Raw genomic sequence first — 19,872 nt, forward strand, 5'->3', positions numbered from 1 at the left:
GCGGCCGGTCTCGGTACCGGTTCGATGCCCCTTCTGCTTACGCAGCCATTTCGGCCGTTGGTCGGAAACCTGCGGCGTACCGCCGTTTCGCTTGGAATTTGAGATGATATAACATATCATCTCGCGATCTCGTCCACCTGAAACCCGTTCCACAGAGGTGGCCGGGCTACGCCGAGTCATGTCCATGTCCAGACGGGTCACAGCGGGGTCACTGCGCGCCGCTGACGCAACAATATATCGTATCCCACCGTGACCCGCATGGCTCGCTTTCCGACCAACCCGAACCAACCGATCCCAACCGATTCACCGACCATGCGCGACCTCCCTCGTCTACCGCTTCGCCCGCTCTCGCCCGTTTCGCTGATGCTGCTCGCCGCCGTCGCGCACGCGCAGGCCGATACGGCCGCCCCGTCAATGCCAACGCCGCCGCAGACCACGCCGCTCACGCCGATCTTCGTGACCGCGAACCCGCTGGGCGACACCGAGTTGATCGCGCCAACCGCGCAACTGTCCGGCGACGCGCTGACGCGCCGCCAGGCCGATTCGCTCGGCGAGACGCTCAACGGCCTGCCGGGCGTGTCGACCACCACCTACGGGCCGATGGTCGGCCGTCCGATCATCCGCGGGATGGACGGCGACCGGATCCGGCTGCTGCAGAACGGCGTCGCCGCCTACGACGCATCGTCGCTGTCGTACGACCACGCGGTGCCGCAGGACCCGCTGTCGATCGAGCGCGTCGAGATCGTGCGCGGACCGGCCGCGCTGCTGTACGGCGGCAACGCGGTCGGCGGCGTCGTCAACACGATCGACAACCGGATTCCGCGCGACCCGATCGAAGGCGTGACGGGTGCACTCGACGCGCGCTACGGCGGCGCGAATTCGGTGCGCGCGGGCGCCGCACAGGTCGAAGGCGGCAACGGCCGCTTCGCGTTCCATGTCGACGCATTCGACCGCGAGGCCAGCAAGCTGCGGATTCCCGGCTATGCGCGCAGCAGCGCGCAACGCGCGATCGACGGCCCCGACACGCCGCAGCCGTACGGCAACGTACCGAACAGCGACGGCCGCGTGCACGGCGGCGCCGCCGGCGCGTCGTACACATGGGCCGACGGTTTCGCGGGCCTGTCGTACAGCGGCTACGAATCGAACTACGGCTCCGTCGCCGAGGACGACGTGCGCCTGCGCATGCGCCAGGAACGGCTCGCGCTCGCGTCCGAGGTGCGCAACCTGAGCGGCCCGTTCACGAAGCTGAAGTTCGACTTCGCGTACACCGACTACCGCCACAAGGAAGTCGACAACGGCGAGACGGCGACCACCTTCCGCAATCGCGGCTACGAAGCGCGCATCGAGGCGCGGCATCGCAGGATCGGGCCGTTCGAAGGCGCGATCGGCGTGCAGTTCGGCCGGAACACGTTCTCGGCGCTCGGCGACGAAATGCTCGTGCCGTCCACGCGCACGAACAGCGTCGCGCTGTTCGGCCTCGAGGAATGGCAGGTCGACCCGGCGCTGAAGCTGAGCCTCGGCGGGCGCTTCGAGCACGTGAAGGTGGATCCCGATCCAGCCGGCGTCGAGAAATTCGCGCTCGCGCAGCCGCGCGACTTCAATGCCGGCAGCGTATCGGCCGGCGCCCTCTTCTCGCTGACGCCCGTGTGGTCGGTCGCGGCGAACGTCGCCTACACGGAACGCGCGCCGACCTTCTACGAGCTGTACTCGAACGGCCCGCACGACGCGACCGGCCAGTTCCTGATCGGCAACCCGAACGCGTCGAAGGAAAAGGCCGTGTCGACCGACCTGTCGCTGCGCTATGCGAGCGGCCCGAACCGCGGCAGCGTCGGGGTGTTCTACAACCGCTTCTCGAACTACCTGACCGAGTACAACACCGGCCGCGTCGTGGACGATGACGGCGAGCCGGTCGCACCCGGCGCCGATGGCTCGCTCAACGAAGCGATCTATCGTGGCGTGCGGGCGGAGTTCTACGGCGTCGAAGTCGACGGCAAGTGGCGCGCGTTCGCGCGGCGCGGCCATACGGTCGACCTCGAACTGACCGCCGACTACACGCATGCGCGCAACGTCGACACCGGCCAGCCGCTGCCGCGCATCGCGCCGCTGCGCGCGACGCTCGCGGCCGACTACGGTTACGGCCCGTTCGGCGCACGCGCGCAAGTCACGCATGCGTGGTCGCAGCACCGCGTGCCCGACAACGACTTTCCGACGGACGGCTACACGTCGCTCGGCGTGACGCTGACGTACAAGTTCCGTGTCGGTGCGACGCACTGGCTTACGTACCTGCGCGGCGACAACCTGACGAACCAGGAAATCCGCTATGCGACCTCGGTCGTGCGCGGCTTCGCACCACAGGGCGGCCGCAGCGTGATGGCCGGCCTACGTACGACGTTCTGATCGCCGGACGGCCCGCGGCCGGTGCCGCGGGCCGTTCGATCGGGCCCGTCGCGCTGAATCTCGTCGGCCCGCCGCAAGCCGGCAAGAACGAAGATGCGACGGCCGATATCGACAACTGATGTCGTCCGTTGCTCGCGCAACTGGTTTACCGAACCGATGCGCACGCAACTATACGCATTAGCGCGAAGTCGCGATCGCACGGGCATTCGCGGATCGCTACACGACCGGGCGCAACCGGCTGCAGGCCATTTGTCTGATCGCGGTCGCGGTTGGCGGCAGCCTATGGCTGACGAGCAAGATCACGGAGCCGATCGTCGCATCGGTTCTGACGATCCAGGAGGGTTCCGCGCTCGCGTCGCCGACATCAACATCGGTGAAAATCGCGGCGGCATCGACCGAACGCAGTCGCGGCATCGATCAGGTGAACCTGACAATTTCCCGCGCCTGCAATCCCCTTCTCCGCCCTCCGCTTCCCGTTGCGCACGCGACCTCCGACGGAGTGCGCAATTTCCGGTCCCGCCCCCCCAATGCACGCAATGACGCGCGTCACGCCGGATACGCGGCGCCCTTGATCTCGGTCATGCACTTTTAAATCAGCCGAATGACGAGTATCCTAAAAAAGCACTCCACGTTCGGACGGCGAATCGCGTGCCCTGATTCCCGTCCGTTCGTATCGCGGCCCCATCGCGCGTCGCGTCGATGGCGGCGTCCGCCTCACGCCCTGGCCGCACGAACCTTCCCAACCCATTCGCAGGAGAGCTGGTGAGCCGACTCGTCGTCGTATCCAATCGCATCGCAGACCCCCGTAAAGCCGCGGCCGGCGGGCTGGCCGTGGCCGTGAAAGACAGCCTGCAGGAATCCGGCGGCGTCTGGTTCGGGTGGAGCGGCAGGCTGCGCGGTAAAGACGAACGTACCGCCCAGGGCGACGACGTACAAATCCAGAACGTCGGCGGCATCCAGCTCGCGACGATCGATCTCGATCCGCAGGATTACGACGCGTACTATCTCGGCTACTCGAACAACGTGCTATGGCCGGTGTTCCACTACCGGCTCGATCTCGCGCAATTCGACCGGCGCTTCGCGGACGGCTACCGGCGCGTGAACCAGCTATTCGCGCGCAAGCTGAGCACGCTGCTGCGCCCCGACGACACCATCTGGGTCCACGACTATCAGCTGATTCCGCTCGCCGCCGAGCTGCGCGCGATGGGCTGCAGGAATCCGATCGGCTTCTTCCTGCATATTCCGATGCCGCCGCCGCTGATCATGGCCGCGATCCCGGAGCACGAGTGGCTGATGCGCTCGCTGTTCGCGTACGACCTCGTCGGCTTCCAGACCGAATCGGACCTGCTGCACTTCGAGCACTATGTCGAGGCGGAAGCCGGTGCCGCACGGTTGCCGGACGGCCGCCTGCATGCGTTCGGCCGCACGCTGTCGGCCGGTGCGTTCCCGATCGGCATCAACGTCGACGAATTCGCGGCCCTCGCGGAGAATCGCGACGGAATCGACATGTTCGAGCGGATGCGCGACGAGTATTCGCGCCGCCAGTTGCTCGTCGGCGTCGACCGGCTCGACTACACGAAGGGGCTGCCGCAACGCGTGCATGCGTTCCGTCAGCTCCTCGAACAGTATCCGGAGAACCGCGACCGCGCGACGCTGATCCAGATCGCCGCGCCGAGCCGCGAGGATCTCGGCGCATACGACGACCTGCGGCGCGAGATGGACAGCCTGTGCGGCGCGATCAACGGCGACTACGGCGAACTCGAATGGATGCCGATGCGCTACATCCACCGCACGGTCGCGCGCAAGCGCCTGCCGGGCCTCTATCGCGCGAGCCGCGTCGCACTCGTCACGCCGCTGCGCGACGGCATGAACCTCGTCGCAAAGGAGTTTCTCGCCGCACAGGACGAGGCCGACCCGGGCGTGCTCGTGCTGTCGCGTTTCGCGGGCGCGGCCGAGCAGCTGAAGCCCGCGCTGCTCGTGAATCCGTACGACACGCAGGGCACCGCGCAGGCGATCCAGCGCGCGCTCGCGATGCCGCTCGAGGAACGCCGCCAGAGACACGACGCGCTGATGGCGATCGTGCGCAAGACCGACGTGCACTGGTGGCGCACGCGCTTTCTCGACGCGCTCACCGAAGCCGCGGAAGTCGCCGCCGCGACCGAGTCCTGACGCACGCTCACACGCCGGTCGTCTCGCGGTCGAGCACCGCGCCGGTCGTCTCCTGCACTGCCACCGAGATTGGAATGCGTGCACCCGCTCGCCGGCTGCGCCAGCGATCCGCGCTTCAGCGCTCGGGTTCGCGCGGCGGCCCGCATGCGACGAAATCGTGCTCGACCGCCGACGCCTGCCCCGGCGGATTCGCGCCCGTGCACGGCCCGCAATCGGTCGTGGAAGGCTCGGACGCAGGCACCTCGCGCCCTTCGATCAGCGCCTGCAACGCATCGCGTTCGAGCACCTCGCACGCGAGCAGCCATCGCGCGATCCGCTCGAGTGCGTCGCGACGTTCGCCGAGTGTCGCCGCGACGCGCGCATGCGCATCGGTCAGCAGCGTATGCACTTCGTCGTCGATCACCCGCGCGGTGTGCTCGCTGCAGCGGCCGTCGCCCGCATGCCATGCGCCCGGTATGCCGCTGCGCGCTTCGCCGTCGTCGAAACTCACCAGCCCGATCTTCTCGCTCATCCCGTACTGCATGACCATGTGGCGCGCCATCGCGGTCGCGCGTTCGAGATCGTTCTGCGCGCCCGTCGACACGTCGCCGAACACGAGTTCTTCCGCGACGCGGCCGCCGAGCAGCGCATCGATGCGATCGAGCAGCTCGCTGCGCCGCAGAACGTAGCGATCCTCGGTCGGCACCTGCTGCGTATAGCCGAGCGCGGCCACGCCGCGCGGAATGATCGACACCTTCTTCACCGGGTCGCAATACGCGCGGCTTTCCGCGACGAGCGCATGGCCGGCTTCGTGATACGCGATCGTCAGCTTTTCCTGTGCGTTCATCACGCGGCTCTTGCGCTCGAGGCCCGTCATCGCGCGATCGATCGCTTCGTCGAAGTCGTCCATCCCGATCGCCGGCTTGCCGAGGTCGGCCGCATGCAGCGCGGCCTCGTTGACGACGTTCGCGAGATCGGCGCCGACGAAACCCGGCGTGCGCGATGCGAGTTCGCCGAGGTCGACTTCGTCCGCGAGCTTCACGCGCTTCACGTGCACGCCGAGGATCTGGCGACGGCCGTTCACGTCGGGCCGGTCGATCGCGATGTGACGGTCGAAGCGGCCCGGGCGCAGCAGCGCCGGATCGAGAATCTCAGGCCGGTTGGTCGCGGCCATGATGATCACGCCCGAGCCGGCCTGGAAGCCGTCCATCTCGACGAGCAGCTGGTTGAGCGTCTGCTCGCGCTCGTCGTTGCCCGACATCGGGCCGACGCCGCGCACCTTGCCGAGCGCATCGAGCTCGTCGACGAACACGATGCACGGCGCCTTCTGCTGCGCCTGCTCGAACAGGTCGCGCACGCGCGCGGCGCCCACGCCGACGAACATCTCGACGAACGCCGAGCCGCTGATCGAGAAGAACGGCACGGCCGCCTCGCCGGCCACCGCGCGCGCGAGCAGCGTCTTGCCGGTGCCGGGCGCGCCGACCACGAGCACGCCCTTCGGGATCTTGCCGCCGAGCCGCTGGTAGCGGTCGGGGTTGCGCAGGAACGCGACGAGTTGCTGCAGCTCGGCCTTCGCTTCGTCGATGCCCGCGATGTCGTCGAACGTGATGCCGGTTTCTTGCTGCACGTACACGCGTGCGCGGCTCTTGCCCATCCCGGTGAAGTCCTGCAGGCCGCCGCGCTTGCGCAGCATCAGGTTCCAAATGAACACGAACGCCACGAGCGGCACCAGCCACGACGCGAGCGACGTGATCCAGCCGGTGTCGGACGCGCCATGAAAGCGGATGCCGGCCGCGCTCAGCGCGTCGATCAGCTGCGGGTCGGTCACGCGGTTGGTGGCGAAGCGCGGCGGCGTGCCGCCCGACTTCACGGCCGCGACTTCGGATGCCGGCAGCATCGCGCCGGCCTGCGGCATCTTCAGCGTGCCCACGATCGACGTCGAACCGATCTCGAGATCGTCGACGAGCCGCGCGGCGACGAGCCGATGGAAATCGCTGTACGCGATCATCGTCGCCTCCGGGCGCAGCATCAGCAACTGCGCGGCGAACAGCACGAAGAAACCCGCCGCGATCAGTAATCCTGCGTAGTCGAATTTCCTGTCCATGGCATCGGGCCGGCCGGTCGCGCCGTGCGGCGCGCGCTTACGCGTACCCGCGCGCCCCGCGGGCGCGCGGCAGCGGCAGCCACGCACACACGGAACGCATCCGCGCCATCGTCGCCTCGTTTCGTCGCATGAAAGACACCGCGAACGCGCCGCGTGGCAGCGTTCGCGCGGAGATCGCGCCGAAGCGCGCCGTCCGTGATTCCAGTCTAGTTCGCGCGCAGGCGTCTCGCATCGTCCGACAAACGCCTTTCATCCATGCCGCCGGCCGCGTTATAGTCGCGTTCGTGACATTTTTGTGACAACCGGTCTCGCCCCGCGCATTCCCCGCCGAGTGCGATGCCGGCTGTTGCGTCCCGTCCCGCGTCGCGGCCAGCCTGTGCGACGCTGCCGCGCAACGAACAACAACCGCCCATTCGAGGAGCACACGACGTGAACGACACCCCCGATCGCCCCGACGACCTTCCCGTTGATCCCGACCGCCGCCGCATGCTCGGCGGCCTCGCCGCGCTCGGCGCGGGCGTCGCGCTCGGCGGCTGCGAGACGACGCCGGGCAGCGCTCCGCGCTCGGCCGCCGACCTGCGGATCGACGACGCGCTGCGCCGGCAGGTGCGCCACATCGTCGTGATCTATGCGGAGAACCGCAGCTTCTCGAACCTGTACGGCGACTTCCCCGGCGTGCGCCATCCGCTGAGCGAAGTGCGGCCCGAAGAGGCGCGGCAGCTCGATCGCGACGGCAAGACGCCGCTGCCGGTGCTGCCGAAGATCTGGGGCGGGCTCGTGCCGCAGGCGCAGGAGGTGGACGGCAAGCGCTACGCGATCGCGGAGCGTGACATCGACAAGCTGCCGAACGCGCCGTTCCGGATTTCGGACGCACAGGGCATGCCGCTGCCGAACGGCGTGATCACGCGCGACCTGTGGCATCGCTTCTACCAGAACCAGATGCAGATCGCGGGCGGCCGCAACAACCAGTTCGCCGCGTGGGCCGATTCAGGCGGCCTCGTGATGGGCCATTACCGCAATTCCGCCGACACGCTGCGGCTGTACAACCTCGCGCGGCAATACACGCTGTGCGACAACTTCTTCATGGCGGCCTTCGGCGGCTCGTGGCTGAATCATATGTTCCTGATTTCCGCGCAGCCGCCGATCTATCCGGACGCGCACAAGCATCCGCACGCGGCCAAGCTGCTGTCGAAGGTCGACGGCGACGATCCGGCCGGCACGCGGCTGACGCTCGCCGCCGATTCGCCGGCGTCCGCGCTCGACGGCCCGCCGAAGTTCGCGGCCGACGGCCCGCTGACGCCCGACGGCTACGGCGTCAACACGATGGCGCCGCCGTATCAACCGAGCTACGTGCCGCCGGCCGATCCGGGCAACGCCGCGTATGCGGATCCGGCCGACCATCGCGTGATCCCGCCGCAAGCCCATGCGACGATCGGCGACCGCCTGTCGGAAAAGAACGTCGACTGGGCGTGGTACAGCGGCGCATGGCAGTACGCACTCGAGCACCGCGACACGGGCATGGTTCCCGATTTCCAGTACCACCACCAGCCGTTCAACTACTTCGCGAACTACGCGCCGGGCACCGACGCGCGGCGCAAGCACCTGCGCGACGCCGGCGTCGGCGACGAGCCGTCGACCAACCGCTTCATCGCCGACATCGACGCGGGCCGCCTGCCGGCCGTCGCGTTCTACAAGCCGCAGGGCAACCTGAACATGCACGCGGGCTATGCGGACGTCGAATCGGGCGATCGCCATATCGCGAACGTGATCGAGCACATCCGGCGCGGCCCGCAATGGGCGAACACCGTGATCGTGATGACGCACGACGAGAACGGCGGCTGGTGGGATCACGTCGCGCCGCCGGCGGGCGATCGCTGGGGCCCCGGCTCGCGAATTCCGGCGCTCGTGATCTCGCCGTTCGCGAAGAAGGGCTATGTCGATCATACGATGTACGACACGAACTCGATCCTGCGCTTCATCAGCCGTGTGCACGGGCTCGCGCCGCTCGACGGCGTCGCCGCGCGCGACAAGGCGTTCGCGGCGCGCGGCGCCACGCCGCCGGGCGACCTGACGAACGCGCTCGATCTCGGCTGACGATCCGCGGCGACGTGCAGCGCGCGGTCGACGAAGTGGTCGCGCAGTGCGGCGCGTAAGCGCACTTTTAACGTACACGCCAAGCTGAAAACGCGGCGCAAACGACGACGTCCCGCCGCCGACAACGCATGCCGGCGGCGGGACGTCGATTCGGCAACGTCTTTGTCGAGGCGGCTCGTCAGCCGCCGATGCGCTGCTCGATCTTCTTCATCGTGTCGGTCAGCTCGGTCGGCAGGCGCAGCTTCAGCATGTCGAACAGCGCCGCATGCAGCTTGAGCTCCTCGCGCCATTCGTCGGCGTTCATCGACGTCACCGCGTCGAATTGCTCGCGCGTGAAGTCGAGCCCGTCCCAGTGCAGGTCGTCATAGGCCGGCGACACGCCGAATGCATGTTCGCTGCCGCCGCCGTTGCCTTCGAGGCGATCGAGCATCCATTTCAGCACACGCATGTTCTCGCCGAAGCCGGGCCACACGAACTTGCCGTTCGCGTCCTTGCGGAACCAGTTCACGCAGTAGATCTTCGGCAGCGTCGCGCGCGCGCCTTCGAGCTGCTTGCCGAGCTTCAGCCAGTGCGCGAAATAATCGCTCACGTTGTAGCCGCAGAATGGCAGCATCGCGAACGGGTCGCGGCGCACGATGCCTTGCTGGCCGACGGCCGCGGCGGTCGTCTCCGAGCCCATCGTCGCGGCCATGTACACGCCTTCGACCCAATCGCGCGCTTCGGTCACGAGCGGCACGGTGGTCGAGCGACGTCCGCCGAAGATGAACGCGTCGATCGGCACGCCGGCCGGGTCCTCCCAGTCCGCGTCGATCGACGGGCATTGCGATGCCGGCGCCGTGAAGCGCGAGTTCGGATGCGCGGCCTTGCGGCCTGTTTCCCTGGCCGTCTCCGGCGTCCACGGGTTGCCTTGCCAGTCGGTCAGCTTCGCGGGCGGCGTGTCGGTCAGGCCTTCCCACCACACGTCGCCGTCTTCCGTCAGCGCGACGTTCGTGAAGATCACGTTTTCCTTCAGCGTCGAGATCGCGTTCGGATTGGTCTTCACGCCGGTGCCCGGCGCGACGCCGAAGAAGCCGGCTTCCGGGTTGATCGCATACAGGCGGCCGTCGCGGCCGGGCTTCAGCCACGCGATGTCGTCGCCGATCGTCGTGACCTTCCAGCCGTCGAAGCCCTGCGGCGGAATCAGCATCGCGAAGTTGGTCTTGCCGCACGCGGACGGGAACGCTGCCGCGACGTGATACTTCTTGCCGGCCGGCGACGTCACGCCGAGGATCAGCATGTGTTCGGCGAGCCAGCCCTGGTCGCGGCCCATCGTCGACGCAATGCGCAGCGCGAAGCATTTCTTGCCGAGCAGCGCGTTGCCGCCATAGCCGGAACCGAAGCTCCAGATCTCGCGCGTCTCGGGGAAATGCACGATGTACTTGACCGGGTTGCACGGCCACCGCACGTCCTTCTGACCCGCGTCCAGCGGATGGCCGACGCTGTGCACGCACGGCACAAAATCGCCGTCCTCGCCGAGCACGTCATAGACCTCGCGGCCCATGCGCGTCATGATCCGCATGTTCACGACCACGTACGGGCTGTCGGACAGCTCGACGCCGATATGCGCGATGGGCGAGCCGAGCGGGCCCATCGAGAACGGCACGACGTACAGCGTGCGGCCGCGCATCGCGCCGCGGAACAACCCGTTCAGCGTCTCGCGCATTTCTTCCGGCGCGATCCAGTTGTTGGTCGGGCCCACGTCATCGGGCGATGGCGTGCAGATGAACGTGCGATCCTCCACGCGCGCGACGTCCGACGGATCGGATTGCGCGAGATACGAGTTCGGGCGCTTCGCCGGGTTCAGGCGCGTGAGCGTGCCCTGGTCGACCATCGCCTGGCACAGCGCATCGTTTTCCTCCTGCGAGCCGTCGCACCACACGACGCGTTCGGGCTCCGTGAGCGCCGCGATGCGCGACACCCACTCGATCAGTTTGCGATGCTTGACGAAAGCCGGGGGAGCGATCAGCGGGCTGTGCGTCGCTTCGGCCAAGGTGTTATGCGACATGGACATGTCTCCAGATTATTGGAAGGGGATCGGGGATGCGGGGCGAGCCCGCGAGATGAGGGAATGCGGTCGGAGCGCAGGTTGAAGCGACGCGCAAGGCGGGACGCGCGAGCGGAGCGCGTGTCGATGCCGCGATGCGGGCGAGAGAATGTGATGTCTCGTATGAGCGTGCGAACGCGAGTTTCGCCATGCCAGCAACCTGCCGTACAACTCCATGCCGGCCAGCATACCATCGCCGTTATTGGCCGGGCGTTGCGTTGCAACAAGAAACAATTGTGTCGACGCGCCGGCATGCCGCTTGTCGGCCGGTCCCTTTTATTGCGCCACGCGTGGGCCTTGGGGATGAAACGGCTGGAAAAGTCCGTCCGGCAAGGGTTTCGCGAACGCGAAAAAATCGGCGCGACGCATTCGCATGCGGTGCCCCGAACGGGCGCGCGCCGAATTGGTGTTTTCGCTACTCAGGCAAACCCTGAATTAGGTTGCGCACACAAACATCCGTCGCGAACGCGTTGTGTGCGCCACCGCTCAAAGCGGCGCGCCCGGCAATCCGGGGTAATACGCGGCCGCCGCCATCCCGCCGTCGACGGCCAGCTCGGCGCCGTTGCAGTACGACGCTTCGTCGCTCGCGAGGAACAGCGCCGCACGCACGATTTCATCAGGCAAACCGACGCGTTGCAGCGGCACGTGCGTGTCGTGCTCGTTGACCTCGTCGAGCGGTGCGCCGGTCGGGTTCGACATTGCCTCGCCCGGATGATGGACAACTGCGGACGCTTCATCGATTGCGACGAGATCGATGTGGTGCCGACGAGCCCGTACGTCGTGAAGGCGGTGCGTGGATAAAAAAAACGCCAACCCGCGCTAAACGGGTTGGCGTCGTGCCGCGAGTTCGACGATTACGAGAACTGGTTCATCGTGTTGTCCTTGCCCGCTGCCTTCAGCGCCGCGTCGCCGCTGAAGTATTCCTTGTGGTCGTCGCCGATATCCGAGCCGGACATGTTCTGGTGCTTGACGCACGCGATGCCCTGGCGGATTTCCTTGCGCTGCACGCCGGCCACGTAACCGAGCATGCCCTGGTCGCCGAAGTATTCCTTCGCGAGGTTGTCGGTCGACAGCGCAGCCGTGTGGTACGTCGGCAGCGTGATCAGGTGATGGAAGATGCCTGCTTCACGCGATGCATCGGCCTGGAACGTGCGGATCTTCTCGTCGGCGAGCGCGGCCAGTTCGGTCTGGTCGTACTCGACGCTCATCAGTTGCGCGCGGTCGTATGCCGACACGTCCTTGCCCGCGGCCTTCATCGCGTCATACACCTGCTGACGGAAGTTCAGCGTCCAGTTGAACGACGGGCTGTTGTTGTACACCAGCTTCGCATTCGGGATCACCTTGCGGATTTCGCTGACCATGCCGCCGATCTGCGCGATGTGCGGCTTTTCGGTTTCGATCCACAGCAGGTCGGCGCCGTTCTGCAGCGACGTGATGCAATCCAGCACGCAACGCGCTTCGCCCGTGCCCGAGCGGAACTGGAACAGGTTGCTCGGCAGGCGCTTCGGACGCAGCAGCTTGCCGTCGCGCTTGATGACGACGTCACCGTTGCCGAGCTGGTCGGCCGACAGCTCTTCGCAGTCGAGGAACGCGTTGTACTGGTCGCCCAGGTCGCCCGGCGTATTGGTCACGGCGATCTGCTTGGTCAGGCCGGCGCCGAGCGAGTCGGTGCGGGCGACGATGATGCCGTCGTCCACGCCCAGTTCCAGAAACGCGTAGCGGATCGCGCGGATCTTCGCGAGGAAGTCCTCGTGCGGCACCGTGACCTTGCCGTCCTGGTGGCCGCACTGCTTTTCGTCGGACACCTGATTCTCGATCTGGATGCAGCATGCGCCCGCTTCGATGAACTGCTTGGCCAGCAGGTACGTTGCTTCGGCATTGCCGAAACCCGCGTCGATGTCGGCGATGATCGGCACGACGTGCGTCACGTGGTTGTCGATCTTTTCCTGGATCGCGGCCTTGGCAGCCGCATCCTTGGCCGCATCCAGCTCGCGGAACAGACCGCCCAGCTCACGGGCGTCGGCCTGGCGCAGGAACGTGTACAGCTCGCGGATCAGCGCGCTGACCGAGGTCTTTTCGTGCATCGACTGGTCCGGCAGCGGGCCGAACTCCGAACGCAGCGCGGCGACCATCCAGCCCGACAGGTACAGGTAACGGCGTTCGGTGCTGTTGAAGTGCTTCTTGATGGAGATCATCTTCTGCTGGCCGATGAAGCCGTGCCAGCAACCCAGCGACTGCGTGTACTTGGTCGGGTCGGCATCGTACGCGGCCATGTCGGCGCGCATGATCTTCGCGGTGTAGCGGGCGATGTCGAGGCCCGTCTTGAACTTGTTCTGGGCACGCATGCGGGCAGCGGATTCCGGATTGATGGCATTCCACGCGCTGCCTTGCTTCTCCTTCAAACCAGCCACTGCCTTGATGTCGTCTTGATATTGGGACATGTCTATCTCCTGGGAACGAAGCGCAATTGAGTAAAGGGTTCAGCGTGCCCGCTCCGTGTGACGAAGCGAACTGCATGGACTTAATGGTAACGCCGCCCGCTTCGCTGCCGGTGAAGTCTTATATAAGACATAAGATATAAATTTTGCTTGTTTTTCAATGAGATAAGCGCGCGTTTTTGCGATGCAAAACCAGCTTTCAAGCGGCGGGACGGCCACGCGCCGGAAATTCGACCGGCGTTCCGCGATATGAAACGGCCTTTCGGCTGTTGGTGCGACGACAGACAGGGCGATGCGTGCTCCGGGCTTTTTGCCATGCGCATGACAAAACGTCTATACTTGGACAATCCATCGATGGCGCCGAACGCGCCCCTCTCCCCAGAACGACATGAGCGACTCCCCCGTTTTCGACGCGCTGTGCGAACTGCTGACGACCTCCGGCGCGCGGTTCCGCGTGCTGGATCACCCGGCCGAAGGCAAATCCGACGTGATCGCCGCGATTCGCGGCACGCGTCCCGAACAGGGCGCGAAGGCGATGCTCTGCACGTTCAAGGACGGCGGCGACGCCACCGCCCTCGCGCTGCAGGCCAACGCATGACCGCGCGCCGCCCCCGACCGCAACCGGAGCAGGCATCGCTGATCGAGCAGGTGCTGCGCATCGCCGAAGGGCTCGGCGCGATGTTCGCGCCGTTCACCGAGGTCGTCGTGCACGACCTGCGCACGCCGGAACACGCGATCCTCGCGATCCACAACAACCTGTCGGGCCGCGCGGTCGGCGATCCGGCGACCGAACTCGGGCTCGCCCGCATCGCGGACGACGATTACCCGCAGGTGCTCGCGAACTACGCGAACCGCTTCGCCGACGGCCGCACCGCGAAAAGCACGTCGATCGGCATCAAGGATTCGAGCGGCCGCTACGTGGCCGCGCTGTGCCTGAACGCGGACGTCACGCTGTTCCGCGGCTTCCAGGGCATGCTGAACCAGTTCTGCAGCACCGAAGGCGAACCCGTCGCCGACACGCTCGACCCGGCCGGCGCGGACGCGATCCGGCAGCGCATCGATGCGTTCGCGACGCGCCTCGCGACCACGCCGCGCGAGCTGAAAACCGACCAGCGCCGCGAGCTGCTGCACGCGCTGAAGGCGGACGGCTTCCTCGAGGTGCGCCGCGCGATGGAAATCGTGTCGCAGCACCTCGGCGTGTCGCGCGCCACCGTCTACAACGATGCGAAATGATGCGTGATGTGCAGGCGCGCCCTGCTGACCCATTGACCGACCTTCCGACGAGCGACTCATGAACACTCCGACCCTCCCCACCTACGACGACGTCGCGGCCGCCGCGGCACGGCTCGAAGGCCACGCGCACCGCACGCCCGTGATGATGTCGCGCACGATCGACGAAGCGCTCGGCGCGCAGGTGTTCTTCAAGTGCGAGAACCTGCAGTGCATGGGCGCATTCAAGTTCCGCGGCGCATTCAACGCGCTGTCGCGCTTCGACGCGACGCAGCGCCGCAACGGCGTCGTCGCGTTCTCGTCCGGCAACCATGCGCAGGCGATCGCGCTGTCGGCGCGCATCCTCGGCATTCCGGCGACGATCGTGATGCCGCAGGACGCGCCGGCCGCGAAGATGGCCGCGACGCGCGGCTACGGCGGCAACGTCGTGACCTACGACCGCTATACCGAGGACCGCGAGCAGATCGGCCGCGAGCTGGCGGACAAACACGGGCTCACGCTGGTCCCGCCGTACGACCATGCGGACGTGATCGCGGGCCAGGGTACGGCGGCAAAGGAACTGTTCGACGAGGTCGGGCCGCTCGACGCGGTGTTCACGCCGCTCGGCGGCGGCGGCCTGCTGTCGGGCACGGCGCTCGCGACGCGCGCGCTGTCGCCGCACGCGAAGCTGTACGGCGTCGAGCCGGAAGCCGGCAACGACGGCCAGCAGTCGTTCCGGTCCGGCTCGATCGTCCATATCGACACGCCGCGCACGATTGCCGACGGCGCGCAGACGCAGCACCTCGGCAACCTGACGTTCCCGATCCTGCGGCGCGACGTCGACGACATCCTGACCGCGACCGACGCCGAGCTGGTCGACTGCATGCGCTTCTTCGCAACCCGTATGAAGATTGTCGTCGAGCCGACCGGCTGCCTGTCGTTCGCGGCCGCGCGCCGGATGAAGGACGAACTGAAGGGCAAGCGCGTCGGCATCGTGATCAGCGGCGGCAACGTCGATCTCGAGAACTTCTGCGCGCTGGTGTCCGCATCCGCATGACCGTCGCGGCGCGCGGATGATCGGGATGAATATCCTTTCATCCGCGTGCCGCCGCTCCTTCACGGCGCGTTAAGTTTCGCGCCCTAGACTGATTAGGTGTCCCGCAGTCTGTCGTGAAGAAGGAGTCGTCATGAACATGCACGCGATCGTCGCCGCCGCCCTCGCGGCAGCCTCCCTTTCGGCGCTCGCTCAACCGGGCGTTACGTCATCCGGTCTTCCCGCCGCGTCGCCGCAACGCCCCGGCGCGCAAGCCACCCACCGTTCGCCCGCCGCGCTGCCGCCCGCCGGCTTCGTGCTCGCGAAGATCGATCAGAACAATACGCCGCCCGATCGCGGCGGCGATCCCAGCGGCCGCACGCGCTCCGGCTCGCATATGTAAAACGTGAGCCGGCCGCGTCGGACGGCCGGCCCGCATCACGACCTCACAACGACGGCAGCGACCGGTCGCGTGCCGCAAGGATGGCCGCCGTGCACCGCTGCAGCGCGCCGTCGATCGTCTCCGGTTGCGAAATCATGCAGCGCCGCCGACGCTCCGTTTCATCAGACGTGAAGGCGGTTCGAGTGCGTCGAAAGAAAGGACTTCGAAAGCATTCGGCGAACACTGACGTTTTTTCGCCTCCCGTCGGCCGCCGACGATTGACGCGCCGGAGCGCTCGCCATTACGCTTGCGCGCTGATGGTTCCCGGGAACGGGATCAAAAGGGAACGCAGGAGAGGCAGCGCCTCGAATCTGCGGCTGCCCCCGCAACTGTAAGCGGCGAATCCGCGCCACCACACGCCACTGGGAAACCGGGAAGGCCGGCGCGAATGACGACCCGCGAGCCAGGAGACCTGCCATCGACCCGAGGTCCAAGCAGCCGCACCGGGCGGGGTGTCCCGATGCGCCGGCACCGCCGTTGGCGGTCGCCCCGTTGCATGGACGGCCCGACCTCAGGACCCTTCAGATGTCCAATCTTTCCGCATCCGCTTCCACGCCGGAGGCGTCGCGCCGCCGTCATGCGCGGCGTCTTCGCGCGCTCTCGCCGTACCTGCAACACGCTCACGCTCGCCGCCTCATGAATCTTCGCCATCTTCTCGCCACGTCCGCCGCCACCGCGCTGCTCTCCCCGATAGCCCACGCCGCCGGCGACACAGCGCTCCCGGACCCGCGCCAGCCCGCGGACGGCACCGACCTGCCGACCATCGCCGTGACCGACACGCGGCACCTGCCCGAATCGTTCGACCAGCGCTATGCGACGACGCAGGTGCTCACGCGCGCCGATCTCGACCGGCTGTCGCCGAGCGAGCCGAGCATCACGCAGGCGCTCGCGATGCTGCCGGGCGTGACCGTCTCGCAGACCGGCGGCCCCGGCTCCTCCGCGTCGGTCAGCATCCGCGGCTCGTCGGCCAGCCAGGTCGCGGTGTTCATCGACGGCATCCGGATCGGCTCGCCGACCACCGGCATCGCGCCATGGGCCGACCTGCCGACCGAAGCGTTCGAGCGCGTCGAAGTGATTTCGGGGCCGGCCGCCGCATCGTTCGGCGCGAACGCGATGGGCGGCGTCGTGCAGTTGTTCACGCGGCGCGCCACCGGCCAGCCCAACCGGACGACAGTGTCGTTCGGCGGCGGCTCGAACAAGACCTTCGACACGCAGTTGCGCACGTCGGGCACCGTGCCGTCGACGGGGCCGCTGGCCGCGCTCGGCGGACTCACCTACTCGCTCGGCCTGCACGCGTACAACACCGCCGGCATCGACGCGACGCGGCCCGTGCTGCCGTACCACGAGGACGGCCGCAATCCGTATCACGCGCAGGATCTCGATGCGCGCGTCGGCTACGCGCGCGAGAACTGGTCGATCTCGACGTTCGCGCTGTATCACCGCTCCGATCTGTCCTATGACAACGCCGGCTTTGCGAACCGCGAGCTCGATCATCAGCTGACGACCGGCATCGCGTTCCATCTCGACATCACGCCCGACACGCAGTTCGACCAGTCGTTCGGTTATGCGAACGATCGCCAGTTCCTGTATGCGAGCGACCCCGCCATCCGGACCGACCGGATCGACTCGCAGCGCATCAGTTCGTCGACGTCGCTGACCCATCAGACGCACGGCCTCCACCTGTTCGGCCTGCCGCTGTCTGGCGAGACGAAGGTCGCATACGACTTCACGCGCGAGCAGGCATTCCTGCCGATCGACGTGCCGGACGGCGTGCCCACGCGCAACGATTCCGCGTTCTCGCTGCATCAGTCGGCGACGCTCGGCAGCGTGACGATGTTCGTCGCTGGCCGTCACGAGATCATCGCGGGGAAAGCCGTGAACACCGGCAACGCCGCGTTGTCGTGGGCGATCACGCCGGTCTATACGGCGCGCGTGTCGTACGGCAATGCGTTCCGCCTGCCCACGTTCAACGACCTGTACTACCCCGGTTACGGCAATCCGAACCTGAATCCGGAGCGCAGCGATTCGGTCGAAGCCGGGCTCGACGCGAACACGGCGTACGGCACGTTCAGCGCCGCGATCTACGACACGCGCGTCAACAACCTGATCGCGTACAACCCGGCGACGTTCTCGCCGATGAACATCGGCCGCGCGCATATCCGCGGCATCGACCTGTCGTACAAGGGCACGATCGGCCGCACGACGCCGGTGAGCATCGCGGTGGGGATCCTGAATCCGCAGGACGAAACCAACGACAGCTGGCTCAACCGCCGGCCGCGCCACACGCTCAGCGTGAACATCGATCACACGTGGGACGAACTGCACCTGCATGCACTGAGCACCGGCGCATCGTTGAACTACGGCGGCACGACGTTCGACGACCCGGCCAACGCCACGTATCTGCCGTCGTACCTGACCGTGAATCTGCGCGCGTCGTACAAGATCAATGCGCACCTGACGGTGTCGGCGTCGCTGTCGAACCTGTTCGACCGTCAGTACGTGACCGCGTACGGCTACAACACGCTCGGCCGCACCGCGTTCGGCAAGGCCAGCTATACGTTCTGATCGGGGCGGTCCGCGCATCGGCGCGTGTGGTCGCGGGCGCCGGCGCGGATAGATTCACGGATGCCGAATGCGGTCGCGTTCGATCGCACCGCGATTCGCGTCAGGACCACACGATGCCATGGATGCCCGCGATCAACTGGATCGTGCCGAACACCGCGATCACGACGGCCGACACACGCGACAGCCCGTGCATGAACGTCAGCGGCATCTTCGTGCGCAACGCGGCGGTCGCGCTGCTCAGGCACAGCCACCACGTCGCGGAACCGAGGAACACGCCGGCGACCATCAGCGCGACAGTCGGCCCCATCGCATCGTGATGCGTGCCTGTCAGCGGGCCGAGCGCCGCGAAAATCCCGGCGAACGACAGGATCGTCATCGGATTCGACAGCGTCAGGCCGAACGTCGTCAGGAAATCGCGCAGCACGGTCGTGCGCGGCAAGTCGCGCTGCGCCGCCGATGTGGCCGGCGCCTGCCGCGCGATGGTCCAGGCCAGCCACACGAGGAACGCGCCGCCGCCGATTTTCAGCGCGACGGTCAGCATCGGAAACGCGGTGACGATGCCGGCGACGCCCACCGCGCCGAGCAGCCCGTAGATCGCATCGGCGCACGCGGCGCCGATGCCCGTGGCGAACCCCGCGTGAAAGCCTCGGCTCAGGCTGCGCTGGATGCACAGCATGCCGATCGGGCCGACCGGCACCGCGATCGACAATCCCATCACGACGGACTTGATGAACAACATGGCCGGCTCCTCGCGATATCCGTGGCTTCAACCGCATCGTAGGGAAAGTCCGGTCGCCGCTGAAGGCGGTTTTTAAGGAAAAATGGGCGCTTCACCTTAAAAACTCCGCCGCGATGGACGAACTGGACTGGAAGGTACTCGCGCTGCTGCAGGCCAACGGCCGCATCAGCTACACGGAGTTGGCACGCCAGGTTCACCTGTCGGTGCCGGCGGTGACGGAACGCGTGAAGCGCCTCGAATCGGCCGGCGTGATCGAGGGCTACACGGCGCGGGTCAATCCGGCGGCGGCCGGCTACCCGGTGAGCGCGCTGATCGGCATCACGGTGCCGCAGCCGGCGAAGGCGAAGTTTCTGAAGCTGCTGGAGACAATTCCCGAAGTGGTCCAGTGCCATCACGTGACGGGGGCGGATTCCTACGTGATGCGGTTCGTCGCGGTCAGCATGGCGCACCTCGAGCAACTGATCGAGCGCATCAACCTGTACGGCGAAACGCGCACGTCGATCGTGATGTCGACGCCGCTGCCGGCGCGCGGGCTCGCGCGCCCGGCTGCCGCGAGCAAAGGCGGTCGGGGGTGACACGAGAGAGTCTTCACTTTGCCGGGGAAACGGCTGAACAGCATG

At 66.9% G+C, this 19,872-nt stretch carries 13 protein-coding genes, 2 pseudogenes and 1 riboswitch; of the genes and pseudogenes, 9 read left to right on the forward strand and 6 right to left on the reverse strand.

All coding sequences use genetic code 11. The annotated features are described in order from the left end of the window. The first annotated feature begins 312 nt into the window (after positions 1-312). Entirely contained in the window at positions 313-2,397 is a 2,085-nt protein-coding gene (locus SB786_RS27185) for a TonB-dependent receptor (protein WP_410730181.1), read from the forward strand. Between the two features lie 216 nt (positions 2,398-2,613). On the opposite strand, the gene SB786_RS27190 is transcribed toward SB786_RS27185, so the two are convergent. After that, on the reverse strand, positions 2,614-2,811 hold the full coding sequence (locus SB786_RS27190; RefSeq protein WP_410730182.1) for a hypothetical protein: 198 nt from the start codon (positions 2,809-2,811) through the stop codon (positions 2,614-2,616). A 348-nt stretch (positions 2,812-3,159) separates the two neighbouring features. On the opposite strand from SB786_RS27190, the gene otsA reads away from it, so the two are divergent. Next, positions 3,160-4,566, forward strand: coding sequence for an alpha,alpha-trehalose-phosphate synthase (UDP-forming) (gene otsA, locus SB786_RS27195; protein ID WP_410730183.1), 1,407 nt, complete (start codon positions 3,160-3,162; stop codon positions 4,564-4,566). 115 nt (positions 4,567-4,681) lie between these two features. On the opposite strand, the gene ftsH is transcribed toward otsA, so the two are convergent. Continuing rightward, positions 4,682-6,649 (reverse strand): ATP-dependent zinc metalloprotease FtsH, encoded by a 1,968-nt coding sequence (gene ftsH / locus SB786_RS27200; protein ID WP_410730184.1) that lies wholly within the window; start codon positions 6,647-6,649, stop codon positions 4,682-4,684. A gap of 429 nt (positions 6,650-7,078) precedes the next feature. On the opposite strand from ftsH, the gene SB786_RS27205 reads away from it, so the two are divergent. Next, a complete protein-coding gene (locus tag SB786_RS27205) occupies positions 7,079-8,743 on the forward strand; it encodes an acid phosphatase (protein ID WP_410730185.1) in 1,665 nt (554 codons plus the stop codon). A gap of 178 nt (positions 8,744-8,921) precedes the next feature. On the opposite strand, the gene SB786_RS27210 is transcribed toward SB786_RS27205, so the two are convergent. The 3 genes and pseudogenes from SB786_RS27210 to SB786_RS27220 all read right to left on the reverse strand — a co-directional run bounded on the left by SB786_RS27210 (position 8,922) and on the right by SB786_RS27220 (position 13,267). Beyond that, complete coding sequence (locus SB786_RS27210; RefSeq protein WP_410730186.1) at positions 8,922-10,787, reverse strand: phosphoenolpyruvate carboxykinase (GTP); 1,866 nt, start codon at positions 10,785-10,787, stop codon at positions 8,922-8,924. A 525-nt stretch (positions 10,788-11,312) separates the two neighbouring features. After that, positions 11,313-11,540 (reverse strand): annotated as a pseudogene (locus SB786_RS27215) (SDR family oxidoreductase); the annotation flags it as partial. 140 nt (positions 11,541-11,680) lie between these two features. Further along, positions 11,681-13,267: an isocitrate lyase gene (locus SB786_RS27220; protein WP_410730187.1), complete on the reverse strand. Its 1,587-nt coding sequence runs from the start codon at positions 13,265-13,267 to the stop codon at positions 11,681-11,683. Between the two features lie 385 nt (positions 13,268-13,652). On the opposite strand from SB786_RS27220, the pseudogene SB786_RS27225 reads away from it, so the two are divergent. The 5 genes and pseudogenes from SB786_RS27225 to SB786_RS27245 form a co-directional block, all read left to right on the forward strand. Then, positions 13,653-13,847: pseudogene (locus SB786_RS27225) on the forward strand (YbaK/prolyl-tRNA synthetase associated domain-containing protein); the annotation flags it as partial. Between the two features lie 11 nt (positions 13,848-13,858). Beyond that, entirely contained in the window at positions 13,859-14,497 is a 639-nt protein-coding gene (locus SB786_RS27230; protein WP_410730188.1) for a transcriptional regulator, read from the forward strand. A gap of 58 nt (positions 14,498-14,555) precedes the next feature. Beyond that, the gene (locus SB786_RS27235) at positions 14,556-15,530 is read left to right on the forward strand and encodes a threo-3-hydroxy-L-aspartate ammonia-lyase (protein WP_410730189.1); all 975 of its coding nucleotides are present in this window, start codon (positions 14,556-14,558) and stop codon (positions 15,528-15,530) included. A gap of 130 nt (positions 15,531-15,660) precedes the next feature. Beyond that, entirely contained in the window at positions 15,661-15,909 is a 249-nt protein-coding gene (locus SB786_RS27240; RefSeq protein WP_410730190.1) for a hypothetical protein, read from the forward strand. 280 nt (positions 15,910-16,189) lie between these two features. Continuing rightward, positions 16,190-16,383, forward strand: a riboswitch (cobalamin riboswitch). Between the two features lie 201 nt (positions 16,384-16,584). Beyond that, positions 16,585-18,513 carry a TonB-dependent receptor domain-containing protein gene (locus tag SB786_RS27245; RefSeq protein WP_410730191.1) on the forward strand — a complete coding sequence of 643 codons (1,929 nt, stop codon included), beginning with the start codon at positions 16,585-16,587 and terminating at the stop codon, positions 18,511-18,513. Positions 18,514-18,613: 100 nt separating this feature from the next. On the opposite strand, the gene SB786_RS27250 is transcribed toward SB786_RS27245, so the two are convergent. Continuing rightward, on the reverse strand, positions 18,614-19,252 hold the full coding sequence (locus tag SB786_RS27250; protein ID WP_410730192.1) for a LysE family translocator: 639 nt from the start codon (positions 19,250-19,252) through the stop codon (positions 18,614-18,616). A 113-nt stretch (positions 19,253-19,365) separates the two neighbouring features. Between SB786_RS27250 and SB786_RS27255 the strand changes: the two genes are divergently transcribed. Continuing rightward, positions 19,366-19,827, forward strand: a complete 462-nt coding sequence (locus SB786_RS27255) for an Lrp/AsnC family transcriptional regulator (RefSeq protein ID WP_410730193.1) — start codon at positions 19,366-19,368, stop codon at positions 19,825-19,827. The last annotated feature ends 45 nt before the right edge of the window (positions 19,828-19,872 follow it).

Origin of the sequence: Burkholderia sp. SIMBA_062 (assembly GCF_046534765.1) — a bacterium.
Taxonomy (GTDB): Bacteria; Pseudomonadota; Gammaproteobacteria; order Burkholderiales; family Burkholderiaceae; genus Burkholderia; species Burkholderia ambifaria.